We start from the raw sequence: 19,982 nt of genomic DNA, 5'->3' as shown, positions 1-19,982 counted from the left end.
TATTTTGTTTGTGCCTCAGGCAATAAAAAGGTCAGCATTTGCTGACCTTTTCTTTATCTATTCAAACATTAAGCTTTGAACGCTTTAAATGCGTTGATTAGACCGTTTGTTGAGCTGTCATGCGAGCTGATTTGAGACTCGTCTGCAAGCTCAGGTAGGATTTGGTTAGCCAGTTGTTTACCTAGCTCCACGCCCCACTGGTCAAAGCTGAAGATATTCCAGATAACACCTTGTACGAAAATTTTGTGTTCGTACATTGCGATCAAGTTACCTAGTGTACGAGGCGTGATTTGCTTCACTAGAATAGAGTTTGTTGGACGGTTACCTTCAAACACTTTGAATGGCGCAATCGCTGCCACTTCTTCAGCATTCTTACCTACTTTCACCAACTCTTCTTTCACGGTTTCTTCATTTTTACCAAACGCTAGAGCTTCAGTTTGCGCGAAGAAGTTAGACATCAGTTTTTGGTGATGATCGCTAGCTGGGTTGTGGCTAATTGCAGGTGCAATGAAGTCACATGGGATAAGCTTAGTACCTTGGTGAATTAGCTGGTAGAACGCGTGCTGACCGTTGGTACCTGGTTCACCCCAAATGATTGGGCCAGTTTGGTAAGTTACAGCATTGCCGTCACGGTCAACGTATTTACCGTTTGATTCCATGTTACCTTGCTGGAAGTACGCCGCGAAACGGTGCATGTACTGATCGTAAGGCAGAATAGCTTCTGATTCCGCACCGTGGAAGTTGTTGTACCAAATACCGATAAGCGCAAGGATCACAGGGATGTTGCTTTCTAGATCTGTTGATACAAAGTGCTTGTCCATCTCGTGAGCGCCATCAAGCAGCTCAACGAAGTTGTCGAAACCTACTGCTAGTGCAATTGATAGACCGATCGCAGACCATAGTGAGTAACGGCCACCAACCCAGTCCCAGAATTCAAACATGTTCGCTGTATCGATACCAAATTCAGACACGGCTGTCGCGTTTGTTGAAAGCGCAGCAAAGTGCTTAGCCACATGAGCCTGATCACCCGCCGATTCTAGGAACCAATCACGAGCAGTGTGCGCGTTAGTCATGGTTTCTTGTGTTGTAAACGTCTTAGACGCGATCAAGAATAACGTCGTTTCTGGGTTAACTTTCTTCAACGTTTCAACGATGTGTGTACCATCAACGTTAGATACGAAGTGAAGGTTTAGATGATTTTTGTATGGCGCTAAAGCTTCCGTCACCATGTAAGGGCCAAGGTCAGAACCGCCGATACCGATGTTCACAATATCGGTAATTGCTTTGCCTGTGTAACCTTTCCATTCACCGCCGATAACGCGCTCAGTGAATGATTTCATTTTTTCTAGAACCGCGTTCACTGCTGGCATTACGTCTTCGCCATCTACCATAACTGGAGTATTAGCGCGGTTACGTAGTGCAGTGTGAAGAACAGCGCGACCTTCTGTTTGGTTGATCGCTTCACCACTGAACATCGCTTCAATTGCAGATTTCAGCTCGGTCTCTTTCGCAAGAGCAAACAGGTGCTTCAGAGTTTCCTCATTGATGAGGTTCTTTGAGTAATCGACTAGGATGTCTGAGCCGAAACGTGCAGAGTATTTGTCGAAACGCGCTGCGTCTTGAGCAAACAGCTCTTTAAGATCCATATCTTGTGCAGATTCGAAATGCGCCGTTAGCGCTTTCCAAGCTTGTGTTTGCGTTGGATTGATATTTTTCAACATGGTCTTTATCCCGATGTTACAGTAGGTTCCATTCCTTACAGTCTAGCGAAAACTGTGGAATCCCCGATTTAGCAAATAGAATATAAATTAGATGTTTGGGCAAATTGCCACAAAACAAGTCTTTGTAATTTTTTTTCAGGCGCCAATTATGACCGAGAGCTTTTACACTCACATTGAGTTAGGTCACGTTCCCTGCCCTGAAATTGAACATTCATTTACGATGACAAGAATCATATCATTTACTAATGACAGGCTCTAATTGGAATAGGATAGACGCCAATTTATAAATTTCCAAAGGAACACGTATGTGGGCACAAAAAACACTGCAATTAAAAGCGAGAAGCCGCGGTTTTCACCTGATAACTGATGAAATTGAACAACAATTACCACAAATAAACGAACTTTCAGTAGGTTTATTACACTTATTTATTCAGCACACCTCCGCCAGTTTGACCTTAAATGAGAATGCTGATCCAACCGTGCGTATGGACATGGAAGCGCACTTCAATAAGTTTGTGCCAGAGCGTGCTCCTTATTATCAGCACACCTATGAAGGTGACGACGACATGCCGGCACATATTAAAGCATCACTGCTTGGCAGTAGTGTGACGGTACCAATCCAAAATGGTCGATTAGCTTTAGGAACATGGCAAGGTATTTACTTGGGTGAGCATCGAGACTTTGGTGGCGGCCGCCGCGTTATTGCTACGATTAACGGTGAGTAGATAAAACAAAGGCTAACCTTGGGTTAGCCTTTCGTTGTTTATTTGGAGTATTCCATCTCGACGCGAGGCGTTAGCTTAGTCACGAGTTCATACGCAATCGTACCAATGTGACCCGCCACTTCTTCTACTGGGAGCTCTTTCCCCCAAAGAATCGCTTCGTCGCTGACTTTATCCGTTGCGTCTGGTCCCAAATCGACCGTCAGCATATCCATGGAAACTCGACCTGCAATAGGTACTTTACGGCCATTAACCCACACCGGCGTACCGTTTGGAGCACTTCTTGGGTAACCGTCGCCATACCCTACAGCGATGACCCCAACTTTTGTATCTCGCTCACTGGTCCAAATACCACCATAGCCAACACTTTCGCCCTTCTTCACTTCACGTACCGCAATAAGGTGGGATTTAAGTGTCATGACAGGCTGATACCCAAGATCTTGCGCCGTTTTGTCATCGAATGGCGACACACCATACATGATAATACCCGGACGAACCCAATCTAAATGGCTTTGAGGCCATGCCAATAACCCCGCAGATGCTGCCAGTGAACGTTCCCCTTGGCAACCAGAAGTCAACGATTTAAACAGCTCAATCTGTTGTGGGGTAATATCGCTATCCAGCTCATCTGCACAGCCAAAGTGGCTCATGTAACGCAACGGTTTCGCTACATTTGGACACTCCTTCAGCCGCGTTACAAAGTCGTCATATTGTTCAGGACGAACCCCAAGGCGGTGCATGCCACTGTCAATCTTCAGCCACACGACAACCGGAGTTTCAAGGTCTGCTTGCTCCAAGGCGATAAGCTGCTCTTCACAGTGCACCACAGTTTGGATGTTGTTCGTCACAAGAACAGGTAAATCACCAGGAGAGTAAAAACCTTCTAGCAATAGAATCGGCTTTACTACTCCACAAGCGCGCAGTTGCAATGCTTCTTCAATGCGAGCCACACCAAACGCATCCGCATGGTTAGCATGTTTTGCGACATGACGTAATCCGTGACCATAACCATTGGCCTTGACGACAGCCATCACTTTACTTTGTGGCGCTTGAGCTTTTACGCGCTGTAAGTTGTGCTGCAACGCAGACAAATCAATGCACGCCTTGGCCGCTTTCATATAGCTCATGGGATTACTCATCATCAATATCGAATGCAGGACCCGCGTAGTTGTCGAAACGCGAATGTTGACCTTGGAAAGTGAGGCGAACAGAGCCGATAGGACCATTACGCTGTTTACCAATAATGATTTCGGCCGTACCTTTGTACGGACTATCTGGGTGATAAACCTCATCACGGTAGATGAACATGATCAAGTCGGCATCCTGCTCGATGGAACCGGATTCACGCAAGTCCGAGTTTACTGGTCGTTTATCCGCACGTTGCTCTAGGGAACGGTTTAGCTGCGACAGTGCCACAACAGGCACATTTAGCTCTTTTGCCAGCGCCTTAAGAGAGCGAGAGATCTCAGCAATCTCAAGAGTACGGTTATCGGTTAACGAAGGCACGCGCATCAACTGAAGGTAGTCGACCATGATCATCGATAGACCGCCATGTTCACGAGCGATACGGCGAGCGCGCGAACGCACTTCGGTCGGAGTTAGACCAGAGCTATCATCAATGTACATATTCTTCTTCTGCATCAGGATACCCATAGTAGAAGAAATACGCGCCCAATCTTCGTCATCTAGCTGACCCGTACGGATCTTGGTTTGGTCAACACGAGACAAAGAGGCCAACATACGCATCATCAACTGTTCAGCTGGCATCTCTAACGAGAAAATAAGTACGGGCTTTTCTTGTTGCATGGCCGCATTTTCACACAAGTTCATCGCAAAGGTCGTTTTACCCATCGATGGACGCGCTGCGACAATCACCAAATCAGAGCCTTGCAAACCTGCGGTTTTCTTATTGAGATCTGTGAAACCGGTATCGACCCCGGTAACACCATCTTGTGGCGTTTTATACAACAACTCGATACGTTCTAACGTCTTTTCAAGGATGTTGTCGACGTTTTGTGGTCCTTCGTTTTCACTAGTTCGAGACTCGGCGATAGCAAAAACTTTACTCTCCGCCATGTCTATTAAATCTTCAGAACTGCGACCTTGAGGGTCATAGCCTGCGTCCGCAATTTCATTCGCGACACCAATAAGGCCACGAACAATCGCGCGCTCAGCGACAATATCAGCATACGCATTGATGTTAGCTGCACTTGGCGTATTCTTCGCCAAGTCAGCGAGGTAAGCAAAACCGCCTACATCTTCTAACAACTCGTGACGCTCTAGATATTCCGATAAAGTAATAAGATCGAGAGGTTTACCCGCTTCAAGAATGGTTTTTACACCTTCAAAAATCAGGCGGTGTGGACGACTATAGAAATCACTGCTCACAACACGTTCGGCAACGGTGTCCCAACGTTCATTATCCAGTAAAAGACCACCAATTACTGATTGCTCGGCTTCTAGTGAGTGAGGTGGCACTTTGATTGCGTCGACCTGACTGTCTGAAGGTTTGCGATTTCTGTTTTCCGCCATGACTTTGCTCGATAACTACTATTGACCAACGATTATAACCTTAACCTAACTGAGATGCTTCCCCGAAGCGACAATTACTTGTTAAGAAATCATCATGTGAACCACCCGGGTAATAGCCTGGTTCTTCCGTCTAGCTCTAATAAAAATTAACCTACCATTGACCCAACCAAATATCTGTATCAGTATCATGCCCCTCCTTTTTGATTACGTTCGAGGTTGATGTGTCCCGATACTGGTTACTTAGCTTTAGCCTACTGTGCGCTAGTGCATCGTATGCTGACGAATCAGTACAGCCAGAGCAAAATATTGATGTACCCGACCCACTAAAAACCGAGGTGGAGTTCGGCTATCAAGCTCATACAGGTAACACGGACTCTCGTTCCCTGAATGCTCGTTTGAGTGCTGAATATACGTCAGGTCGACACCGTTCTAATGGTGAATGGAAGTACTACAACTTGTACAAAGACGGTGAAGAAGACAAACGCTCATCCACCTACTCCCTACAGAGTGACTACAAGTTAGGCCCTAAGACATATTTGTATGGCAGCTTTAAAGGGGTGGATTCTCGCTACAGTGCTTATTTTAAAGACTATACGTTGTCAGGTGGTTTGGGTTACCAGTTCTCCTACACTGAGAACTTCATTTTAGAGGTAGAAGTAGGCCCTGGTTTTCGCTATCAAGAGCCAAACTTAGACGAAATAGATGATGACGATATTGTCTTTCCCGATATCGTTAGAGAAGGCATTTTTCGAGGAAATATCAACACAACTTGGCATGCGTTGGATAATTTAAGTTTCGCAGCTGATATTACGTTGGTAACAGGTAGAAGTAACACACGTACTGATAGTGAACTCAGTGTAACCAATGATATTACTGAAGATATTGCACTGAAACTGGCGCACTCTCGTCAGTATCACGATAAAGTGCCTGAAGGCTTAAGCAAAGCGGACAGCGTATTTTCCGTTAATTTACTTTTCGCTTTTTAACCCTTTTTCTCTCAGTTTTAGAAATAAAAAAGCACCTCCAAGGAGGTGCTTTTTAGTATTTCGTCTTGATACTGAATTACTCAGCAGCAACAACTTGTAGGTTAACTGTCGCGAAAACTTCAGAGTGAAGTTGAACGCTGATCTCGAACTCACCAGTGTTACGTAGAGCACCTTCAGGAAGGCGAACTTCGCTCTTAGCAACTTCAACGCCTGCAGCTGTGATAGCGTCAGCGATGTCACGAGTACCGATAGAACCGAATAGTTTGCCTTCGTCACCAGCTTTAGAAGCGATAACTACCGCTTCTAGAGCGTTAACTTTCTCTGCGCGAGCTTCTGCAGCAGCTAGTTGCTCAGCAACTTTAGCTTCTAGTTCAGCACGACGAGCTTCAAACATTTCAACGTTAGCTTTAGTTGCCATAACTGCTTTACCTTGTGGGATAAGGAAGTTACGAGCGTAGCCAGATTTAACGTTTGCAGTATCGCCAAGACCACCTAGGTTACCAATTTTATCAAGTAGAATAACTTGCATTGCTTAATCCTCTTTCTTAATAAAATGAACCGATTACTGATGCTTGTCAGTGTACGGTAGTAGAGCTAGGTAGCGTGAACGCTTGATAGCACGTGCTAGTTGACGCTGGTACTTAGCGCTTGTACCAGTGATACGGCTAGGTACGATTTTACCAGCTTCAGTGATGTAGTTTTTAAGAGTTGCTACGTCTTTGTAATCAATCTCTTGTACGCCTTCTGCAGTGAAACGGCAGAATTTACGACGACGGAAGAAACGAGCCATGGGCTATCTCCTGATCTTAAATTTGAGTAATGTTGTCGGCGTGTAACACTAATTTTCCCACGCCATTTCGGCCGGTTTGATAAGTGACAAAACCACTTACCTTAATGTTACTGCCTTGAACTAAATTCTGAGTTAGTGCTTGTGACCCAAGCCCGCTGACGACTACCGGCATACGACAATAAACTTGTCGAGGTAAGTCAGCTTCGATAATAGTAGAGCGATGCTCCAGCCAAAACCGACAGTGTTCAATGCCACCAGGGCTTTTACTACGAATGGGCGGTTTGGCAATGGTGCCGCTCAGCTCCATTCGATTGGCCATAAGAAAACTTACTCAGCAGCTTCTGACTTAGCTTCAGGCTTAGCTTCAGAACGCTCTTCACGACGTGGAGCACGCTCTTCTTTTTGCTTAAGCATGATAGATTGCTCAGTGATCGCTGCTTTAGTACGCATGATCATGTTACGTAGAACTGCATCGTTGAAACGGAAAGCAGTTTCTAGCTCATCAATTACAGCTTGGTCAGCTTCAACGTTCATAAGAACGTAGTGAGCTTTGTGAAGCTTGTTGATTGGGTAAGCCAGTTGACGACGGCCCCAGTCTTCTAGACGGTGGATTTTACCGCCAGCTTCAGTGATTGAACCAGTGTAACGCTCGATCATGCCAGCAACTTGCTCGCTTTGATCTGGGTGCACCATGAATACGATTTCGTAATGACGCATTGGTTGCTCCTTACGGATTATTCAGCTTCCACAAATGGCTCAGTCGTCCAGAGGAAGCAAGGAACTAAAGATAATTGACTGAGTTTAAGGAGCACGAATAGTACAGAAAGGGCGTAAAATAGGCAAGTGATTATTTGCTCAGCGCAGCGGATATTTAATTTCTTCTAATACTAGAAAACACAAAGGCTGCCAACAAGCTAGCAGCCTTTAAAATCAGCGTGTTATTGCGTTGGCTTATCGGTGCTTATTTAACTTCAGCCAGTTCAGCGCGCATTTGATCGATCACTTGTTTATAATCTGGCTCACCGAAAATCGCCGAGCCTGCGACAAACATGTCTGCGCCCGCTTCTGCAATTTCACGAATGTTGTCAACCTTCACACCGCCATCGATTTCTAAGCGGATATCACGGCCAGACTCGTCAATCATCTTACGAACGGCACGCAGTTTATCTAGTGTATGAGGAATGAATGATTGACCACCAAAACCAGGGTTTACCGACATCAGTAGAATCATGTCGACTTTATCCATAATAAACTCAAGACTTGCAAGTGGCGTTGCTGGGTTTAGTACCACACCAGCCTGACAGCCGTGCTCTTTAATTAACTGCAGTGTACGGTCTACATGATCAGAAGCTTCTACATGGAACGTAATCATCGACGCACCCGCTTTTGCGAAATCAGGAATAATACGGTCAACGGGTTTTACCATTAGGTGAACATCGATTGGCGCTGTGATGCCATAATCGCGTAGTGCTTTACACACAGGCGCACCAAAAGTCAGGTTTGGTACATAGTGGTTATCCATAACGTCGAAATGCACCACGTCCGCACCCGCTGCGAGTACTTTTTCTACATCTTCACCGAGACGAGCAAAATCTGCCGATAAAATGGATGGAGCAATAAGAAAATCTTTCATACCTGACCTCAGTAGTAATGAGCAAACAATCTGCGCGCAATTCTACCGAAGCCAGTGGGGAGATCCACTATTTAGATATAATAGTGTGAGAATTAAGAGTTTGATTTATCCATGTCTGGGGCATGAAAAAGCGCAAGTAGCTCATCAACTTTATTACGACCATTACCATTACGGCTAATGGTACGCTTTACTTTTACCACATTAAGATCCGCACCGTGATACAACCGACGTGTCAAGGTAGTGTCGTGGTTAGAAATCAACACAGGAATGCCACGTTCAGTCGCTGTTCTTTCAGCAATGTCGGCTAATGCAGCTTGGTCGTCCAACGTGAAACCATTACCTGCGTATGAGGTGAAATTTGCCGTATTTGAAAGCGGCGCATAAGGTGGATCGCAATACACGACGCTCCCTTTGCGCGCACGACGAAATGTTTCAGGATAACCTTCACAAACAAACGTAGCTTTTTTGGCTTTTTCTGCAAAAAACTCCAGTTCCGCCTCAGGGAAATACGGCTTTTTGTAAGAGCCAAACGGTACATTGAAGCCACCTTTTTTGTTGTAACGGCATAGGCCATTAAAACCAAAGCGGTTCATGTACAAAAACGCTAAAGAGCGGTACATCACGTCATCGGTTTTATTAAACTCAGCGCGAATGTGTAGGTAGGCTTCTTTGCGGTTGTTCTCAGCGACAAACCAACGCTTCGCTTCAGAGATATACTCTTCAGGGCGTTCTTTCAGCAGGTTGTACAGATTGATCAAATCTGGATTGATATCTGCAAGTAGATAATGGTCATAATCGGTATTCAGAAACACTGAGCCCGCACCAACAAAAGGTTCAACTAGCTTTCGAGCCGGCGGCAAATGACGTTGGATGTCTTCAACCAGTCCGTATTTTCCTCCTGCCCATTTAAGAAAGGCTCGTTGCTTTTTCATCTACTGCTCTATCTATCGACCAAAAATTAAGGCTGCGGAATGTAACATATTTTTCAGGGAAGCTCAGGTTTATTTCACTCGTTCAATTTCACGGTGAACCTGACGGAGTGATTTTGCCCAAGGACTCACCGACTTAACCGAATCTGGCAAGCTTGCGACGGCATCACGAGCCATTTGAATTGTCGGATAATCTTGATATGTGATGATATACCACTCGGTGTCATTACGAACGGTAGGATAAATTCGCACTTGATTATTCAGTTGATGCTCATTGAGAAAGGATTGTACATCTTCCATTGAGGTCATAGCTGCGAGTTGTAAAGTATAAGCTCTTGGCGATAGCGCTTTTAGTTCTTCACGAGCAAATGAAAATTTCACAACAGGTTGGTTTGCCTCACCCTCTTCTGACTGAGCAGGTGCTTGCGTCATATCTTGATTCGGTTTTACAACTTTAATCAAAGGGGAACTAGTTTCATCGGCGGTTTCTGTCTTCTCAGTACCTCCGACTTCATCAATCGCTTTTGTGTCTGCTGAATCAGCTTTACCTTCAAGCAATGCATCGACCACATTCGACTCAATCACCACTCTTTGTTGATTGTCATCACTGCCTACGCTCGCTACTTCTTCTGTCACTGCTGGCGGTAATGAATCAGAATCATCAACCGCACCAGACTTATCAAGACTGCTAGAGCCATCGGTTACAGGTTGCAGTGAAGACTGCGCTGCACTGATTCCTGACTCTTCAAAAGTTGGAATAGCCGTTTGCTCTAAACTGCCAGCAATTTGCTGCGCCTTATCATCAGGACTTGGTTGACTAAGCATCCACCAATAGCCACCAGCAGCAAGCAACAGTAATACTAATACCACCAACGCAATATTCAGGGGTGAACCGACAATCGAGCGGATAATGATCCTTTTTTCCACTTTCATCTCTCCTAACGCCATGATGTCCCCCGGTACTGGGTCGACTTTTTTAAATGCATCTCGAACCCGTTTCTCAGACTCATCATCGACGTAGCGCGCTACAAGTGACTCAAAGAAACGACGAGCTTCCACTTCGGACAACATATCAATATCAAGCTCAACAGGCTTTATCTCTTGTCCATAACTGAGACGTGCTAGCAAACCTTCTAAACGTCCAGACTGTGTAAACAGTAAGACATTGATGGTCCAATTTGGCTTATGGTGCGCCTCTAGGACCAGCATCCAAAGCTCAGAGATAAGTGTCTCACTCAATAAATGCGCATCATCTACAACAATTGCAATGTCACACGGCTCATCACCTAAAAGCCTTTCAAGGCTATCAAGTAAAGGCTCTTGCTGATTAAACAATGCGTCTGAAACCAGTTGACTCAAAATAAGGACGCGATGCTGCACATCGTCTTGATTAGAATGACAAAGTAACAAACATTGATTCTTGTTACTGGCACCCACTTCAAGGTATCGCTGCGCTAACCAAGATTTCCCATACCCATCATGACCATTAATCGCAATGAGATTGGAACCAAAGTTAGTCAGTAGACCTAATCTATCAAGCAACTCGATTTGAGAATCTAATTCCAGTACGTGAGCAACACTCATCTAATAACCTTAATACACTACAAGAATGACGCCCAAAGGCGCCATTACAAGGTTAAATATCGCGACCGAAGTCTATTGCCTGCTTGAGTACGTCTTGCGTCGTATCAGCAATTACCTCGGCAGTGCCAATGCCTGTAGGCAAAACCAATCGTAATTGACCAGAGAGGACTTTCTTATCTCGCATCATGTGCTTGATGAAGTCATCGAAATTCATACTGTCTGGAGTATGCACAGGCAGTTTTGCACGACGCAAAATCGCAACAATACGCTCAAATTGCTCTTCCGAGATCAGACCGCGTAGATGCGACGTTTTGGCCGCCATAACAGTGCCGGAAGATACCGCTTCACCATGCAGCCAATTGCCATAGCCAAGTTCCGCTTCAATCGCATGACCAAAGGTGTGACCTAAGTTAAGCAAAGCACGGATGCCCGATTCTTTCTCATCCTGAGCCACCACTTCCGCTTTTATTTCACAGCAACGTGCGATCGCATAAGTTAGTGCTTCTTCATCCAACGTATACAAGCGCTCAAGATTGTCTTCTAACCATACAAAAAAATCTGCATCGTAAATAATGCCGTACTTAATGACTTCGGCGATACCCGCAGCGAACTCACGTTCAGGCAACGTCGACAGGCAGTTGGTATCAATGATCACGGCTTTAGGTTGGTAAAACGCACCTATCATGTTCTTACCCAACGGATGGTTAACCGCGGTTTTTCCACCAACCGAAGAGTCCACTTGGGATAGTAATGTGGTCGGTATTTGAATAAAGTCGACCCCACGCTGGTAACAGGCAGACGCAAAACCCACAAGGTCGCCAATAACACCACCACCTAACGCGATGATCACAACATCACGAGCATAACTCCCTTCCAGTAAGAAGTTCATTACTTGATTAAATACATCCAAGTTTTTGTACTGTTCACCGTCAGGCAATTCTAACAAGGATGCACTACAACCGAGCTGCTCGAGTTGCTTTAAAATTTTGTCTGCATACAAAGGCGCCACTGTGACATTACTGATCACAACAACTTTTTGTTTTGCATTTTTGTTTGAGAGAACTTGAGAGAGGTACGCCGGGTCCTCAAATAACCCGGCGCCAATAGAGATTGGGTAGCTACGCTCAGCTAGGTTGACCGTAATCCGTTCCATCGGTTTGCTCCAATTAAAAAAAAGATAAAGACTTATCTCTCTTCTAGCATTTTTACGATCTGGTTGGCTACCACTTTTGCACTTTGATCGTCAGTGCGAACAGTGTAATCCGCTACTTCTTCATATAAAGGATTACGTTCTTCAGCTAATTGCTCCAGTACTTCGCGAGGGTTATCCGTTTGAAGTAAAGGACGCTTCTTGTCGCGGTTTGTACGCGCAAGTTGCTTTTCAATCGTCGTTTCTAAGTAAACAACAACACCACGTGCCGAAAGACGATTGCGGTTTTCTTTGCTCTTAACAGAGCCACCGCCAGTCGCAAGCACGATGCCTTGCTCTTGTGTTAGGTCTTCAAGTACCGCTTCTTCACGCTTGCGGAAGCCTTCTTCACCTTCTACATCAAAAACCCAAGAGATGTCTGCACCAGTGCGTTCTTCGATCACTGTATCGGAGTCAACAAACTCCATATGCAGTTGCTGTGCTAGATGTCTACCAATTGTACTTTTGCCGGCGCCCATTGGGCCAACAAGGAAAATATTACGTTTCTCAGCCATGTTTAGCAGTAATTTACAACATTGATTCAATAAGATCGCCACAAGAAAACACAGCTAAACTGCTGTTCTACAAGGCTTGTGGCACCAGTTCCTCACAGATAATTCGTGATAAGACCCGAAATTATCCAAGCATGGTGCCACTATTGCAACTTTATTTTTGATTTAATCAGTTTTTCCCGAGACAGAACTACTGAATCACCACCTTAGGCGTGACGAAAATTAACAGCTCACTTTTACCAACATTTTCATAACTTCGACGAAAAAGCGCACCTAATAGCGGAAGATCGCCCAACAAAGGCACTTTGTCCACCGAGTTAGTAATGCTGTGCTGAAAAATACCACCAAGAACGACCGTTTCACCGTTATTCACTAACACTTGCGTCCCGATACGTTGAGTATCAATCGCAACAGCTTCACCAGTGCCTGTCTTCACGACTTGTCCTGGTCTATCTTGCGTGACACTTAAATCCAACACTAAGCGGTTATCCGGTGTGATTTGCGGGGTCACTTTCAAACTTAATACCGCCTTTTTGAACGTCACCGTCGTTGCACCACTTGATGATGACTCAAGATAAGGAATCTCTGTACCTTGTTCAATATAGGCAGGCTTCTTATTGGTAGTGATCAAACGTGGGCTCGAGATAATCTCAGCTTTAGACTCTTGTTGCAGAGCAGAAAGCTCAAGATCCAACAAGGTGTCTGAACCTAACTTCGCAACTTGGAAAGCAAGACTGGTCGCATTCGGACTGGTTGCAGCTAAGTTTACATTTAGGAAGTCATCGATCCCTACTCCATCACCGTCACCACCGTCATCACCCCCTTCTCCATTATAGAGACCGATCGTGGCAAGGTTGTTCTCAATAGAACCGCCCACTGTATTACTGCCATTAATAGACGTAAAACCCCAACGAATACCTAGCTCGTCCATGTTACCTTCATTGATGGTCACAATACGCGCCTCAATTTGAACCTGTTTAACTGGAATATCCAAAGACTCAATAATTTCTCGAATCACCTCGATGTTTTCAGGTAACTCTCTAATCAATAACGAGTTAGTTCGCTCATCAATGGTCATACTGCCGCGCTCTGACAGCATGCTGATATTTCCTTCTCCATTGATCATCTCCGCAATGTCTGATGCTTTAGCAAAATTAACTTTGATGATTTCAGATGAAAGCTCTCCCATTTCTTCCGTCAGTTTTTGTTTTTCTAACTGCTGCTTCTCACGCAAGTCCAGCTCATCAGTCGGAGCAACTAAAATCACGTTGCCATCAACACGCTTATCTAACCCCTTAACTTGCAAAATAATATCCAGCACTTGCTGCCAAGGGACACCATCAAGACGAAGCGTGAGGTTGCCTTCTACAGAGTCGGAGACAACCAAATTGAATTGGTTGTAATCAGCAATAAGCTGCAAGACGTTTCGCACAGGAATATCTTGGAAGTTAATCGAAATAAGCTTACCTTCTCTTTCTAAAATGCTTTTATCTGGGGCTTTCTCATTGGGTTTGATCTTCGCTACTTTGATTTCCAAAAAACGCCCCGTTAAACGGTAATCATGCATGTATTCTTCATTGATGTGCGCAACCAAGCGCGTCGTCGAGGTGTCGCGAAACACTTCTACGCTCTCAACCACAGTCGAAAAGTCTTTCACGTCTAGGAGATACAATTGCTCGTCTTTTACTGAAGTGTTAAGCAAATCGATACTTAACCCTTCCTGTACACGCTTGATATCTACAATCGCGGCCGGTGACGCCAATTCGACGACAATCACGGCGTCTTTATCTTTATTAGTTCGAAAGTCGATACTTTTTAGGGCATTGGACGAAACTTCTTCTGCTGCAGCTAAAGGGGCTAAAAATACAAACAACCATAAGGAGAAGAGCCCAGTAAGTATCCTTGGTGTACGTGTTAATCCTTGTCTCATTTTCATTACTCAATATCAAAAATAAATGGGGCTATCTCAAAGCCAACTTAACTTTACGTTTTTGCCAACATCCTAAGCCGTCGGGCAACGTTTCATTAATCAACAAATAGGAGTGGCTGACATGGGTCACTTTGCCATTATTGCGTCCAAGGTATTGACCCGGCTTAACTTTATAGACGGTGCCATTGGGAGCCTGAACGAGGCCAGAAACCGTGTTATCCATGCCCATGACCCCTTTCAAACGTAATTGGCTTAATGGGAATCTTTCTAATTTTCCAGTTCGCCTTCTTGAGGGCGGTTGCCAACAATCTTTTCTTGCAACTGGCTGAGTCGCGATGGTGGCTTCTTTGGGTAATTCAAAGGGTGCACGCTGTACTTCCGGTGCGTACGTGACTGCAACATACTTGTCTACGGGCTTAAGCTTCTCGACCTCTCGACGCGCCTGTGTTTCCACTCCTCGAATAAAATCCGTCAATGATTCATCATTCGCCTGGCAACCCATCAATAGAGAACCCATCAGTACCAGCAACAAAGACTTACTTGTCATTTTTCGTCTCCTCCGGCTTAAACTGATAGGTGTTAGCGCGCACCCGAAAGTGCAGGGTTTCGCTCTCTTGGCTGACACGTTGCCAAGTCACATCTTTAAACGTGATGATTCGAGGTAGCGTCGCTATCGCCTGAGAAAAATGGCCGATGTCATGAAAGTCGCCCGTTAACTCTATGTTTAAAGGGAGACGATAAAGGAAGTGCTCTGATTGTTTTTCGCCCCAGTCGATTCGGGTGAAAGTCAGCTTATTGTCGATGCCAAGTTCATTCACTGAAGCGAGCATTGTAGCCAGCTCTTTTTGCGCAGGCAGTTGCTGCAGTAATAACTCGTAACGGGTGGTAAGTTCATCCAATTGAGATTGAAGCTGAGGCAACGCTGCCACTTTGTTCGCTTTGATCTTCAATGCCACCTTGAGTGTCTGCTCCTGCTGGATCAAGTGATTCAACTGTTCGTCTTTCGGTTTAAGGTAAAACCAATAACCTAAGCCTTGAATCACCATGATCAGAAGCGCGATTACTACAATCTGGGGCAACAATGGCCACTCGGCCATTTCATCTATTTCGAGATCCTGCCAATCAACCACGTTGAGCCTCCAATTTCTTCTCCGTTACTTTGAACATGAAAGACACTTTGAATGTTTGAAACTCTTTCCCAAAACGGGCTTTGCCGTGAACGATGGAATGCATTTCTACGTCGTTCAACTTGGCCGAGCGCTCCATGTTGTCTAGCATCGTGGCAAGTTTTGGAGTGCTATCTGAGATCCCAGAGATCTCAATTTCCAGATCATTCATTTTGATCTTGTCGACATATACACCTTCAGGGATAACGGCAGGCATTAAGTTCATGAACTCGGTCGTTTTGTTTCGTCCGTTTTGTAAACCTTCAACGACCTTTAGACGTTCGAGGATTTTGCTGTGCTCTTGCTCTGCAATTTTCATTGCTTCAATACGCTGGTCGAGTTCGGCAATGTAGTGAGTGAGGTAATCGAGCCGCTCCTGTTGTTGATCTTGTTGGTACTCAAAAAACTTTCCAATACCCCACTGGATGCCAACAGCGACCAACATACCTAATGCGACCAAACTGATGAAACGACGTCGGTGCTCTTCTCTTTGATTCTCTCGCCAAGGAAGTAAATTAATGCGATAAAGCACGGGCGCCTCCTAGCCAATGAATGCCACGAACGGCCAGTCCGGCTGCTGTTGAGAAATGCTGCCAATCCACAGCACGACGCTTACGCTTAGACACCTTCATCTCAAATAGCCCTAGCGGATTTAGCAATTCACACTCTAACGACAATTGTTGAGACAACTCCTCTGCGAGCATGGGAGTGGAGGCCCCTTCCCCTGATAACCAGATACCCTTGATGTTTTGTGAGCCATTGATTGAGGTATAGAGCTGCATCTGGCGCTTTACTCGCTCTACGATTTGACGGTTAAACAGCTCTGTTTTCTCCTGAGCATCATCGGACAGAAAATCGACTGGAGAAGCGCTGTTTGCTCCGCGTGTGCCGTAAGCAAACTCTTTGTGAAACAGTTCACCTTGTTCGGTAAACATGGTGAAGGAGCTCGATAAAGTGCCAATATCGAGTAAGCAGTATTTGTTTTTGTCAGGAAAGCGATCGGCGGTGAGCTTCCAGATATGACCAAGGCTTTGCGAATGCACGTCCACTAAAACAGGTTTTAGTCCGGACTTTTGTAATGCATCGACTCGGCCTTCTACCACATCTTTTCTTGTCGCAAACACTTGATAGCTATCACTGCCACTCTGCCCGCCCTCAGCGCGAAGACGAACGAAGTCTAAACTCAGCTCTTCGACAGGGAATGGCGATTGATGAGAAAAGGCTTGTATCACTGCAAACTCAACTTCACTCTCTTCAAGATTTTGTTCTATTTGCAGTTTCTTGCTAATTACCGAGTTATCAGGAACTGAGATCGCAACTTTTTTAGCACCAAAAGGCAGTTCTTTTTTTATCTGCTTGAGGGTCTTTACAATTTCTTGATGATTTATGGTGTTATTTTCAGCGACAATACCTTCCTTTAGTAATATTTCTTTGTAACCCAACAGAGCGTAATTGTTGCCTGTGGGTTTAAGTACTACGGCTTTGAGGCTGTTATGGCCTATATCGATGCCGGTAACGATTAGCTTATCCATCTCTTACTCTCGCTCCGAAATTTCTTCGTGCAAAGGTTGTTATTAGCATCCAAATAAGAGTTAATATCTCTTATGTGCTAAATTTTTGACCTAAGAGTACAAGGGTTTGCCGTTACACAGCCTCAACCAATCAGGGATTCTCCGGTGAAGTTCATAAAGCGTTTATTATTTTTAACATTGATTTGCATAATTCTTGGAGTCACCACAATATTTGGCTTCTATCAGTACGTGAAGCCTGAATTGCCAGATGTTGCAACTCTAAAAGACGTTGAATTACAAACACCTATGAAGGTGTTTAGTCAAGACGGGAAGCTGATCGCACAGTTCGGTGAAAAGCGTCGTATTCCTGTTACTTATGACGAAATTCCTCAAGACTTAATTCACGCGCTCATCGCAACCGAAGATAGTCGTTTCTATGAGCATCCTGGTATCGACCCTATCGGCATCACTCGTGCAGCGGTTGTTGTTGCGGTTTCAGGCTCGGCTAAACAGGGTGCAAGTACGATTACGCAACAGCTAGCTCGTAACTTCTTCTTATCTAATGAGAAGAAGATCATGCGTAAGATTAAAGAGATTTTTATTGCTATCCATATTGAGCAGCTTTTAAGTAAGCAAGAAATCATGGAGCTTTATGTCAATAAAATCTTCCTTGGTTACCGCTCATATGGCTTTGGTGCTGCCGCTCAAGTGTATTTTGGCAAGAGCCTTGATGAATTGACGTTAAGTGAGATTGCAACACTCGCTGGTATGCCAAAAGCGCCATCAACCATGAACCCAATTTACTCTCTTGAGCGCGCAACAAAACGCCGTAACGTTGTATTAATGCGAATGCTTGATGAGAAATACATTACACAAGAGCAGTATGACGAAGCACGCAATGAGCCTATTGTGGCGCGTTATCATAGCGCTGAGATTGAGCTTTCCGCACCTTACGTAGCAGAGTTGGCTCGTGCATGGGCAGTAAAAGAATACGGTGAAGAAGAAGCTTATACCTCTGGCTTGAATATCTACATGACTGTGGATTCTAAACTGCAAGATGCTGCAAATACGTCTGCGGTAAATAACCTCTTGTCATACGATGAACGTCATGGCTACCGTGGTGCAGAAAGTGTGCTTTGGAAAGAAGGGGAAGCGGCCTGGGACAATGAGCAAATAGAAAAGCACCTGAAGAAACAGCCAACTTATGGTGACCTTTACCCTGCGGTTGTGACGAAAGTCGATGATAAGACGGCACAAGTATGGGTTAAGAACCATGAAGAGCAAACCATCCCTTGGACTGGAATGCACTGGGCGCGTAAGTACATTACTGATAACCGCCAAGGCTCAACACCAAAGTCAGCGCATGATGTGCTAGCGACAGGTCAACAAGTTTGGGTTCGCGAAGTAAGTGAAACCGATGAAGATGACAACACAACACTGAGCTGGAAACTGAGCCAAGTGCCGACAGCAAACACCGCGTTTGTTGCGATGAACCCAGAAAATGGCGCGATATTGTCGCTGGTTGGTGGTTTCAACTTTGTTCACAGCAAGTTTAACCGTGCAACCATGTCAGTGCGTCAGGTTGGTTCAAGTATCAAGCCTTTCATCTACTCGGCAGCAATTGACAAAGGACTAACTCTAGCCACTTTGATTAACGATGCGCCGATTAACAAGTGGGATGCAGGTTCTGGTTCAGCTTGGCGACCAAAAAACTCACCACCGACTTATGGTGGTCCAACGCGTCTTCGCCTCGGCTTAGCTCAATCAAAAAACGTCATGGCAGTGCGTACACTCCGTGAAGTTGGCCTCGAGGAGACACGTCAGTACCTTACTCGTTTCGGTTTTGATATTAACCAAGTACCACGCTCTGAGACCATCGCACTCGGAGCTGGCAGCTTAACACCAATGAAAGTGGCACAAGGTTACTCTGTGTTTGCGAACGGTGGTTATTACGTTGAACCATTCTATGTAGAACGCGTGGAAGATGCATTCGGTGAAGTACTGTTTAAAGCCAATCCAAAGAGTGTTTGTCATAAGGATTGTCCGCAAATGAGCGAGCAGCCAGAAAATCGCTACGCTGATGAATTTGGCGAACAAGACGTCGCGATTGATGGCCTTGCAACAGACAATGCCCTTGAAAATGATGAACCTCAATATGCACCGCAAGTTATCTCTGAACAGAATGCATTCTTAATGCGTGAGATGATGTACAGCAACATTTGGGGTGGCGGTAACTGGCGTGAAGGCACAGGTTGGAATGGTACAGGCTGGCGCGCGCAAAAACTTGGTCGTCGTGATATCGGGGGTAAAACGGGTACAACGAATGATTCCAAGGATGCTTGGTACAATGGCTATGGACCTGGTGTCGTTGCCATAGCTTGGGTTGGCTTTGATGATCACTCACGTGCACTTGGCCGCACCACCGTTAACAGCAACCTAGGGCAAGGCCAAATTTCTGGTGCCGAGTCGGGTGCGAAAACCGCAGAGCCTGCTTGGATTGACTTCATGCGTGTTGCGCTAGAAGGGACGCCGGAGCAAGGTAAAAATATTCCAGAGGATATTATTCGAGTTCGTATTGATCGCAACAGCGGTATGCTAACGCACAAGGTAGATAGCACATCAATGTTCGAATACTTTGAAAAAGGCACGGAGCCTACCGAATACGCTGGCGACCGTTTAGAAGATAGTATTTATTCTTCAGGCTCTGGCGCAGAAGAACTGTTCTAAATCACAAAAGCACAAGGGAGAGCATCAAGCTCTCCCTTTTTTATTTCTGC

Annotated in this window: 20 protein-coding genes; 3 read left to right on the top strand and 17 right to left on the bottom strand. The window is 45.2% G+C overall.

Going from position 1 to position 19,982, the window contains the following annotated elements; translation table 11 throughout:
* Window positions 1–68: 68 nt before the first annotated feature.
* Window positions 69–1,721 (bottom strand): glucose-6-phosphate isomerase, encoded by a 1,653-nt coding sequence (pgi, locus tag R7P74_RS21605; RefSeq protein WP_005381270.1) that lies wholly within the window; start codon window positions 1,719–1,721, stop codon window positions 69–71.
* 305 nt (window positions 1,722–2,026) lie between these two features.
* On the opposite strand from pgi, the gene R7P74_RS21600 reads away from it, so the two are divergent.
* A complete protein-coding gene (locus R7P74_RS21600; RefSeq protein WP_005381271.1) occupies window positions 2,027–2,446 on the top strand; it encodes a secondary thiamine-phosphate synthase enzyme YjbQ in 420 nt (139 codons plus the stop codon).
* Window positions 2,447–2,484: 38 nt separating this feature from the next.
* Here the strand turns inward: R7P74_RS21600 and alr are convergent, their stop codons facing one another.
* Complete coding sequence (alr, locus tag R7P74_RS21595; protein ID WP_005381272.1) at window positions 2,485–3,561, bottom strand: alanine racemase; 1,077 nt, start codon at window positions 3,559–3,561, stop codon at window positions 2,485–2,487.
* Between the two features lie 13 nt (window positions 3,562–3,574).
* Window positions 3,575–4,975: a replicative DNA helicase gene (locus R7P74_RS21590; protein ID WP_005382759.1), complete on the bottom strand. Its 1,401-nt coding sequence runs from the start codon at window positions 4,973–4,975 to the stop codon at window positions 3,575–3,577.
* A 221-nt stretch (window positions 4,976–5,196) separates the two neighbouring features.
* Here R7P74_RS21590 and R7P74_RS21585 point away from each other — a divergent pair, with 221 nt between their 5' ends.
* A complete protein-coding gene (locus R7P74_RS21585; RefSeq protein ID WP_005381276.1) occupies window positions 5,197–5,961 on the top strand; it encodes a DUF481 domain-containing protein in 765 nt (254 codons plus the stop codon).
* Between the two features lie 76 nt (window positions 5,962–6,037).
* Here R7P74_RS21585 and rplI read toward each other — a convergent pair whose 3' ends face one another.
* From rplI to pilM, 14 genes are all read right to left on the bottom strand, one after another.
* Entirely contained in the window at window positions 6,038–6,490 is a 453-nt protein-coding gene (gene rplI, locus R7P74_RS21580) for a 50S ribosomal protein L9 (protein ID WP_005382760.1), read from the bottom strand.
* Window positions 6,491–6,523: 33 nt separating this feature from the next.
* On the bottom strand, window positions 6,524–6,751 hold the full coding sequence (gene rpsR, locus R7P74_RS21575) for a 30S ribosomal protein S18 (protein WP_000090472.1): 228 nt from the start codon (window positions 6,749–6,751) through the stop codon (window positions 6,524–6,526).
* A 16-nt stretch (window positions 6,752–6,767) separates the two neighbouring features.
* Window positions 6,768–7,070: a primosomal replication protein N gene (gene priB / locus R7P74_RS21570; RefSeq protein WP_005381298.1), complete on the bottom strand. Its 303-nt coding sequence runs from the start codon at window positions 7,068–7,070 to the stop codon at window positions 6,768–6,770.
* A gap of 8 nt (window positions 7,071–7,078) precedes the next feature.
* Entirely contained in the window at window positions 7,079–7,468 is a 390-nt protein-coding gene (gene rpsF / locus R7P74_RS21565) for a 30S ribosomal protein S6 (RefSeq protein ID WP_005381299.1), read from the bottom strand.
* Between the two features lie 244 nt (window positions 7,469–7,712).
* Entirely contained in the window at window positions 7,713–8,384 is a 672-nt protein-coding gene (gene rpe / locus R7P74_RS21560) for a ribulose-phosphate 3-epimerase (RefSeq protein WP_005381300.1), read from the bottom strand.
* A gap of 92 nt (window positions 8,385–8,476) precedes the next feature.
* Complete coding sequence (locus R7P74_RS21555; RefSeq protein WP_005381301.1) at window positions 8,477–9,316, bottom strand: Dam family site-specific DNA-(adenine-N6)-methyltransferase; 840 nt, start codon at window positions 9,314–9,316, stop codon at window positions 8,477–8,479.
* 69 nt (window positions 9,317–9,385) lie between these two features.
* Window positions 9,386–10,897 carry an SPOR domain-containing protein gene (locus R7P74_RS21550; RefSeq protein ID WP_225474180.1) on the bottom strand — a complete coding sequence of 504 codons (1,512 nt, stop codon included), beginning with the start codon at window positions 10,895–10,897 and terminating at the stop codon, window positions 9,386–9,388.
* A gap of 52 nt (window positions 10,898–10,949) precedes the next feature.
* The gene (gene aroB, locus R7P74_RS21545) at window positions 10,950–12,050 is read right to left on the bottom strand and encodes a 3-dehydroquinate synthase (RefSeq protein WP_225474181.1); all 1,101 of its coding nucleotides are present in this window, start codon (window positions 12,048–12,050) and stop codon (window positions 10,950–10,952) included.
* A 32-nt stretch (window positions 12,051–12,082) separates the two neighbouring features.
* On the bottom strand, window positions 12,083–12,601 hold the full coding sequence (aroK, locus tag R7P74_RS21540) for a shikimate kinase AroK (protein WP_005381319.1): 519 nt from the start codon (window positions 12,599–12,601) through the stop codon (window positions 12,083–12,085).
* Window positions 12,602–12,788: 187 nt separating this feature from the next.
* Window positions 12,789–14,534 (bottom strand): type IV pilus secretin PilQ, encoded by a 1,746-nt coding sequence (locus R7P74_RS21535; protein ID WP_031779065.1) that lies wholly within the window; start codon window positions 14,532–14,534, stop codon window positions 12,789–12,791.
* Window positions 14,535–14,559: 25 nt separating this feature from the next.
* The gene (locus tag R7P74_RS21530; RefSeq protein ID WP_005381321.1) at window positions 14,560–15,075 is read right to left on the bottom strand and encodes a pilus assembly protein PilP; all 516 of its coding nucleotides are present in this window, start codon (window positions 15,073–15,075) and stop codon (window positions 14,560–14,562) included.
* Entirely contained in the window at window positions 15,065–15,658 is a 594-nt protein-coding gene (locus R7P74_RS21525; protein WP_005381322.1) for a type 4a pilus biogenesis protein PilO, read from the bottom strand. Before R7P74_RS21525 ends, R7P74_RS21530 begins: the two co-directional genes overlap by 11 nt.
* Complete coding sequence (locus R7P74_RS21520; RefSeq protein ID WP_005381323.1) at window positions 15,651–16,226, bottom strand: PilN domain-containing protein; 576 nt, start codon at window positions 16,224–16,226, stop codon at window positions 15,651–15,653. Before R7P74_RS21520 ends, R7P74_RS21525 begins: the two co-directional genes overlap by 8 nt.
* Window positions 16,210–17,226: a type IV pilus biogenesis protein PilM gene (gene pilM / locus R7P74_RS21515; protein WP_005381324.1), complete on the bottom strand. Its 1,017-nt coding sequence runs from the start codon at window positions 17,224–17,226 to the stop codon at window positions 16,210–16,212. The genes R7P74_RS21520 and pilM overlap by 17 nt, the downstream gene beginning before the upstream one ends.
* 144 nt (window positions 17,227–17,370) lie before the next feature.
* Here pilM and R7P74_RS21510 point away from each other — a divergent pair, with 144 nt between their 5' ends.
* On the top strand, window positions 17,371–19,932 hold the full coding sequence (locus R7P74_RS21510; protein ID WP_005381325.1) for a penicillin-binding protein 1A: 2,562 nt from the start codon (window positions 17,371–17,373) through the stop codon (window positions 19,930–19,932).
* The last annotated feature ends 50 nt before the right edge of the window (window positions 19,933–19,982 follow it).

Source organism: Vibrio sp. 2033, from assembly GCF_033339735.1.
This window is presented reverse-complemented; position numbering and strand designations above follow the sequence as displayed.